The sequence below is a fragment of the Saccharicrinis sp. GN24d3 genome, assembly GCF_052400645.1.
Lineage (GTDB): Bacteria > Bacteroidota > Bacteroidia > Bacteroidales > Marinilabiliaceae > Saccharicrinis.
The window spans coordinates 727,601-735,140 of the sequence record NZ_JBQTGI010000001.1 but is presented as its reverse complement, the minus strand read 5'-3'; the positions used below and the strand labels follow the sequence as shown (position 1 = coordinate 735,140).

The window sequence follows — 7,540 nt, the reverse complement described above, 5'->3', positions numbered from 1 at the left end:
ATGGTGAGTTGAAGTGAAGCAGCGGAGTGTCTTGTTTTGAAACAATTTCAATGTGTAATAGATTTTCTAATGCATATGGCGGGTTAAATGCTCCGGTACACACGTTAATGGTGTAAGTGCAATAGCTGATCCTTTTTTGATTTTATAAACTTGATCAATTCGTCCAAAACACCTCAGTTGTTGTTGTATTTTCAAATGATTCTGTTGTTTTAATATCGCGAATTACTGCATACTGAAGAAGTTGTATAAGTATTCTCAAAAACAACGCCTGAATTTGCTAATTTATCCAGATTTGGGCATACGCATCTTTCATTACAAACTTATGAAATCCCACATCGGCATATCCCAATTCATGGGCAAGTATAACAATTACATTAGGTTTATATTTTTATTTAGCATGACTTGTATTACACTTTAATGACACTAGAAATAATGATACAATTATTATTGTACCTGCTAAGCCTTTAATCCTCATTTCATTCTTTTTATGAATAATTATCTTAATTATTAAACGATCCTTAATAAAAAGAAAAAAATTTCTCTGAGAATTTATTATTTGTGTCAGTCCGTATTTTCAGTTATATACTGCGATATTTTAGCCAATCAGAAATTTGATATTCACCATTATCACTATAATTCCACCAACCCGATTTGAATTCTTGTTGTTTTGATAGGTTGATTTGATGCCAATAACCAAAAAAAATCCAACCCTAACAATAAAGGTTGGATTAGATTTTATACCTAAGTACCAATTAAGAATTCATTAATATTTTTTTATTTCAAACCACTTACCTGAATTAGCTGATGATTTTCCTGTTCAATACGAAGCAATTGTTTTTTACTTAATTTTTGACGGTAGTACACATCGGGTTTATGGTTAACCCGGTGCTGTTTCATTTCCGGATCGTGGATATCCTGACTTAAATCGCAATCAAATCTAACCAGCTTTGAACAATATTTGTTCCAATTTCCGGTTGCGTTTATAAAATGTGCGATTCCCCAAGTTATCCCTCTCCCATCTTTTGTGTCGTCAAAAGCATCGGGCACAAAGGGGGCTGCTGCATAAGGCATTAATTCTGTAATTGAAGCAATTTCAAAGTTAACCCAGTCTTGTGCATATTGAATGGTATTATGCTCCGGACCGTCCTTATATACCAATGCTGCAACCCCTTCTTTAAAGGGAAATAGTGATGTTTCATGACCCGAAGTAATAAGTGGGTTTAACGGGTGTTTTGTGAATGGCCCCAATGGATTTTCCGCAATGGCTAATCCTTGCATACGCACTAGATGCGGTTTTTCACCAAAGTCGGACTTATAATAAATATAAATTTTGCCATTATGCACCAACGGGTATGGGTCGTGTATCGAATATTGGTCCCATTCTCCTTCTTCTCCATTTGGAATAATAATTTTGTTATATGGCGTCCATGGACCGTCCGGCGAATCAGCGTATGACACGGCTACCGGACAATCATCTCCTCTTTTCCCGCTCGCTTCCATAAAACCCTGATAGTACAAATAAAATTTACCTTTCCACTTTAAGATATCCGTAGTGGTGATCGAACGCCAACCCACCAAAGGTTTTTCCGGTCTCGCAATCGCCATTCCCTGTTCCTCCCAATTAAATCCATCTGCTGAAGTGGCGTACCATATATCCGAAAGGTCCCAGTCTGATGAAGGAATGGTATCGTTGCAGTTTGCAGCACCTTGAGGCGGGGTTGGTGTATTTCTATACGTATACCACACATAGTATTTACCGTTATGAAACAATATTTTAGATGGATCCCTGCGAGATATTGTACCATCATTATTATTATAATCAAACCCTTTCAATTCTGTATATTTAAACTGGCTGAACAATTCATTATTCTGAGGTTGGGGCGATTCATAATCGGTGTAGATACGTTCCATTGCTGCACTCATATCCCTGTCTGGCTTTTCTTTGGGCAGTACAAACGGAAAACCAGATTTATTGTTTGTTTCCTTCTCTGAGCAAGCAATAGAAACAAGTAAAAGCAACATTAACGAAAAAACTATTTTCAACATTGGAACTATTCTTTTAGAACTTTGGTTTAAAATTATTTTTTAAGCCCGGTAGATTCAGGTTACTCATGATAAATATAGGGTACGTATTCCGAAATGGACAAGCAGAAAATAAAGTATTGTGGTGGAGTTATTTTAATATATATAAGACGCTTATATACAGCAAATTATACACAGTCATATTTTACACCAGAAAAGTTCAACATAAATACCCCCTAAGTTTAAACATTTTAACTATGTTACAATAAACTATATATATTGAAAATACGTAATGTATGGAAAGCCTGGTTCCCAAAAAAAGGGAACGTAGGCTGAACTCTGTCCTGTGACTTTGTTTACGATTTTAAAATGATTTGTTTTCTAGGTTATTTTATCTGAAGTATGCTTATTTTTATATTCCGAAGGTAAACATCCTGTTTCAGCTGTAAAACATTCTCTAAAGTACCTCAAATCGTTAAAACCAACATCATAAGTTACTTCGGCCACTGACAAATCTCCGTGCAACAACAACTGACAAGCTCTTTTAATTCGTATAGATCGTATAAATTTCTTCGCTTTTTGTCCGGTAAGTGCATCTAATTTATTATTTAGTTTCACTTGCGAAAAACCGCAATGCTGTGCCATTTGTTGAACTGTAAGCTCTGGGTTGGAAATATTATCTTCAATAAACTTCAGCAAATCATTTAAAAATTCCTCATCCTTATTGGTTGGGCTGATCTCGGATGGTTGAACATTAATTTTATTATGGAATTTATTTCTTAATGCCTGACGGTTCTTTAAAAGAGATACTATTTGTGCCCCAAGCAAATTGATATTAAACGGTTTGTGTATATAAATATCTGCCCCTACCTTTAATCCTTTCATATGATCTTCTTCTGTGGCATGGGCCGTTAACATGACTATGGGAATATGAGAGGTTTCTACCGAATTCTTTAGTTTATCGGTCATTTCAATACCATCCATTATCGGCATGGATACATCCGTAATAATAATATCGGGTGATATATCGTGGCATTTTTGAATACCCTCTGAACCATTATAAGCTACATGCACATTATAGTTATTGCTCAGCGCATCGCTTAACACCGAACACAAGTCTTTGTTATCTTCAACTATTAATATAGAAGGCAGTTGATCATTATGTACCTTGTCGTTATCGTTAAAACCATAGGTATTTTCTTCCAATAGTAAATCGGATGTAACAGGTATGAGTTTATCGTTGGCTATTAAGTCTTCTGAAATAAGCGAGGATTTACCAAATACATTCTTGTTTTTCGGTATTTTGATAAAGAAAACAGTTCCTTCGTTCTGCTTACTTTTAAACTCTATTTTACCCTTCATCAATTCAATCAAGCTTTTGGTATATGCCAAACCAATACCTGTTCCGCTTGCCAATTTTGTTGAGTTGGCACGGTAATACCTATTAAAAACATCTTGTTGTGCTCCTTGTGGAATACCTTCTCCGTTATCAGAAACTATTATGGTTACGTACTCGCTAGCATCGTCTATTAATTCTAAATTAATTTCCCCTTCTTCGGGCGTATATTTAAAAGCATTTGACAAAACATTGTAAAGCACCTTTTCGAGTTTATCATAATCTACCCAAAGTTTTTCAATAGTCCCATGCGCAATAAAGTTAAATTTAATATCCTTTTGTTGCGCAATAGGGGTAAATGAATCGTAAACACTGGTAAGAAAGTCTTTTATAGCCCCTTCCCTCACATTTAACTTTAGCATTCCCAGCTCAATTTTCCTGAACTCCATTAATTGGTTAATCAAACGTAAAAGTAACTTGGCATTACGCATCATTACTCCATGATATTTTTTCAGCTTATCGCCAGAAGGGACATTCTCTTTGCTTAGCAACTGCTCTAAAGGGTTAATAATTAAACTTAGCGGCGTTTTAAATTCGTGAGATATATTCATGAAGAACTGAATTTTCATTTGATTCAGTTCTTTTTCTTTCTTCTTCTCTAACTCAGCAATGGATAGTTCATGCTTCCTTTCAATCCGAATGATTGAAAACTTCCTGAAAAACAGCAATAAAAATATGAAAGCCACAGCATAAACGGCAAACATAAAATTTGTTAGTAAAAACGGTGGTTGTATAGTAACATTCAACGCTTTAACCTCATCACTCCAAACTCCATCTCCATTCGCAGCCATCAATTTTAAAGTATAATCACCTGGTTTCAGGTTGGTGTATTTAGCCTGCTCTCCCGATTTAGCTTCTATCCACTTGGTATCGAAACCTTCCAACATATATTTACATTCATTTTTGCCTGGTTCAGCATAATGCAAGGATGCAAACTGAACAGAAAAACTATTGCTTTTATATTTTATATTGATATGATTAGTAACATTAATATCCTCTTTTAGTATAACACTATTCCCTACCGTATCACCCACATTAATTTCATTGTTTAAAATCATAAGTCTTGTAAACACGGGGATTGCGTTAGTCCAATCTGTTTTGATTTCCATTGGATAAAAGGCATTCACTCCGTTCACACCGCCAAAAAGTAACATTCCATCCTTTAATCTGATTCCAGCTATATCGCTAAATTCATAGTCCTGAAGCCCGTTTTCAACATCATAATTCTTTACTTCTTTGGTAGCTGGATTTAATTTAGAAATACCTCTATTAGATGATATCCAGAGATTACCTGCATCATCTTCAACAACCGACCTAATCAGGTTATTAATTAAACCTGTTTTAGTATTATACCTTTCAAACTCAGCATTTCCTTGATTATCAAACTTCACTAATCGGTTAAGTCCTTCGCCCATTGTTCCTATCCAGATTTCATCATTCCTGGTTTTTATAATGGGTAAAATATAATTATGACTAATGCTTTTGGGGTCGTTGGGGCTGTGTTTAATTTTAATGAACGATGGCTCATCCTTTATTTGTTCTTTTAACGTTAAAACATTAAGACCATTATCTGCACCTATCCACAACCTACCTTCCGCATCAATACATGAGCTACGTATAATATTGGATGAAATTGACTTTGGATTTTCACTTAATTTAAAGGATTTCAAAGGGATCTTACCTGAGGGGTCAAACCTATAAAGTCCACCTCCGTATGTACCTACCCAAACTAATCCATTGTTATCCTGAATAATGGTAAAAACGTTGGATTTTATTTCTGGCAATTCAATTTCATTTCCTGCAATAATGGTCAGCGATTTATAATACTCACCTCCTGCAATAACAGACCGTTTACCATCTACTGAAGTTATTTCAGCCATACATATTACACTGGTGTTTATATTAAAGGTATCTTTTAACAGATTATTTTCCTGTATCCAATCTTTATTCCAAATAAATATGGTTCCCTTATGATCTCCTAAATATATTTTGCTGTCAGAAGCTTGAAAAACACACCTAATCTTATTCATAACACCATCCTTGTGTGGCAAATAGTGTCGAAACTTCTCTCCTTTGGGATTCAATTTTTTCACACCGTCCCCGTAGGTACCTACATATAATATACCTGTTTTATCGACAAATAAACTCCTAACATCTATATTGGATAAACCAAGTTTCCTTTTCTCCGCAGCAAACCTTCTGTCAACGACAAATTGTTTCTGTGAATTATTATATTTAAATTTATAAAGTCCCTTCTGAGTACCTACCCAGCAGTTACCTTCATAATCAACAATTACTCTTCTAATTATGGTATTCCAAAAATCAAGATGATATTTTTGAACTCCCAGAATGTATTTTCCTTTCGTTTGGCCAATTCTTTTGTGTGAAGCCAACAAGTATGTACCGGAATACTCCGCAATATCCATAAAATTCTGGTGTTCACGGTCTCTTAAAGCAATCAGTTTATCATTTTCAATATATCCCAAAAAGGTGTGTCCCAAAAGCCATAACCTATTACTTTCGTCAATTCTAAACTTAGTGGCAGAAAAATTTCTATCCGTATTAATTTCAATATCAGAAACAACAGTTTTACCATCGATATGCTCTATTTTACCAGGTCCATGTTCGGTTACATACCACACAACACCACTCGAATCAGATATTATATCATAAACTGCATTTTCGGTTAAAGCAGCAGAACTATTGTCCTTTTTTAAATTCTCTTCGACTTTTCCGGTTTTTAGATTTAATCGGGAAATTCCATTATCCATGGTTGCTATCCAAAGATTTTTATTTTTATCCTCCACTATTTGGGTTACAATTCCACTGGCCAATCCATTTTTACTTTTGTAATATTTTTTAAAGGTCTTTCCATCAAAACGGTTTATTCCGTCATGGGTGCCGAACCACATAAAACCGTGAGAATCTTGCATTATAGTGGTTACATCATTTTGCGAAAGACCTTCCTGGGTTGTGATAACATCAACACTGTAATATTGCGCCTTTAAAAAAGTAACCAATAAAAAAAAGATAGCAGAAAAGGTAATACGCAGCTTCATAGAATACAGTTTATTGTAGAATTCGAACACTTATCCTCACAAGATAAAAAAAGTGCTTAAAAATACCTCGATTAACATGATTATATGGGTGGTATTTTTTCATTATAGCTTTTCTAACTCATATTTTACCCCCCTTTCGAGCTCATAAAAACCTAGAATTCTGCCTCCATACTATTTAATATTAAAATTTTTCTCCCCTAATTACAATAAAACCAACCCTGTTAAAATCAATTAAATCTTGCCAATTTTAATCTCATTATTAAACCATTAAGGCTTTATACATTTATTTGAAGCCTGATATTAAAATCTATTTATTAACTTAAATTATTAATCTTATGAAAAAGATTTACTTAATGATTGCATTTGCTCTTATATGCGTTACTTCATTTGCTCAAGTTATTGAAGCAGAAGGAAAACCTCAATCAGGAAACTATGTTTGGGGATTATCTGCGGCTGCTGGTTCATCTATAACTGTTACAGGATCAGGTTTTGCAGTAGGTGATATAGTAGATGGAAACTTAACTTTGTGGTCAGGATGGTCGAAAGGATCCACTATTTATGGTACTGGTTCCATGACTGCTGATGCAGACGGAAATATTTCCGGAACTATAGATATTGATGCTAATACCCCTGTTGGCCCTGCAATGACCGGTGGTAATGGATACATGATTCAACTACATAGAAATGAAGGCATAGAAGGTGAAGACAATTTATTTGCTTCCGGTGTTACTTTCGTTAATCTTGTTGTTGAAATTACTACAGCAACTGACATCAATTCTCCTGCAATAGCTGGTTCAATTTACGTTTCAGGAAACACCTTATATATTAAAGATGCCACGGAAAATGCTTATGCTGTTTATAACCTAAGCGGTACTGTTGTACAAGCAGGTTTAATTCAAGGAACATCAGCTCAGATACCTTTAGCATTAAACAAAGGTATCTACATTGTTAAAGTGGGTAACACTGCAACTAAAATTGCATTGTAATTTTTGAGATTATATAAGTTTTAAAATCCCATGCCTATAAACTCTTAAAATATAAGCATGGGATTTTTTTTAAGTAT

Annotated in this window: 3 protein-coding genes; 1 reads left to right on the top strand and 2 read right to left on the bottom strand. The window is 34.6% G+C overall.

The genetic code is table 11. The features are described 5' to 3' along the window. Positions 1 to 774: 774 nt before the first annotated feature. Both ACT29I_RS02555 and ACT29I_RS02550 read right to left on the bottom strand, forming a co-directional pair. A complete protein-coding gene (locus ACT29I_RS02555) occupies positions 775 to 2,046 on the bottom strand; it encodes a glycoside hydrolase family 117 protein (protein ID WP_444792630.1) in 1,272 nt (423 codons plus the stop codon). A gap of 357 nt (positions 2,047 to 2,403) precedes the next feature. Beyond that, positions 2,404 to 6,477, bottom strand: coding sequence for a hybrid sensor histidine kinase/response regulator transcription factor (locus tag ACT29I_RS02550; RefSeq protein ID WP_444792629.1), 4,074 nt, complete (start codon positions 6,475 to 6,477; stop codon positions 2,404 to 2,406). Between the two features lie 335 nt (positions 6,478 to 6,812). Between ACT29I_RS02550 and ACT29I_RS02545 the strand changes: the two genes are divergently transcribed. After that, positions 6,813 to 7,463 (top strand): T9SS type A sorting domain-containing protein, encoded by a 651-nt coding sequence (locus ACT29I_RS02545; protein WP_444792628.1) that lies wholly within the window; start codon positions 6,813 to 6,815, stop codon positions 7,461 to 7,463. The last annotated feature ends 77 nt before the right edge of the window (positions 7,464 to 7,540 follow it).

Bases quoted from the DNA above. Each gene is read 5' to 3' on its own strand.
- ACT29I_RS02550 (WP_444792629.1), bottom strand. From the start codon at position 6,477: ATGAAGCTGCGTATTACCTTTTCTGCTATCTTTTTTTTATTGGTTACT.
- ACT29I_RS02555 (WP_444792630.1), bottom strand. From the start codon at position 2,046: ATGTTGAAAATAGTTTTTTCGTTAATGTTGCTTTTACTTGTTTCTATT.
- ACT29I_RS02545 (WP_444792628.1), top strand. From the start codon at position 6,813: ATGAAAAAGATTTACTTAATGATTGCATTTGCTCTTATATGCGTTACT.